1 protein-coding gene is annotated in these 228 nt (G+C 35.1%); it reads left to right on the top strand.

Features of this window, described 5'->3' with window-relative positions; translation table 11 throughout:
• Nucleotides 1-228: PRD domain-containing protein (locus RYX56_RS25735; protein WP_317124561.1), on the top strand; the 228-nt coding region annotated here is incomplete at both ends.

Here is a 228-nt window from a genome sequence, read left to right as displayed (position 1 = left end):
GTTCAAGCATTGCCGATTATTTTCAGGAAAAAACCGGCTTCAGAGTATCGGAAGATGAAATCGGCTATATTGCCCTACACATTATTGGTGCTTTAGAAAAAATAAAAGAGGTACATCTAAACATTGGCATCATCAATCCATTTGATGCATCTTTAACCAAAATGATAGAGGATGATATACTTCGTAAATACGCTGAAGCAACATTTACTTCTGTTTCGATGTTTGAAA

It is taken from the genome of Alkalihalophilus lindianensis (assembly GCF_032843265.1).
GTDB lineage: Bacteria > Bacillota > Bacilli > Bacillales > Bacillaceae_D > Alkalihalophilus > Alkalihalophilus lindianensis.
The sequence above is the reverse complement of the archived record's forward strand: the minus strand, read 5'-3'. Positions and strand labels throughout refer to the sequence as shown.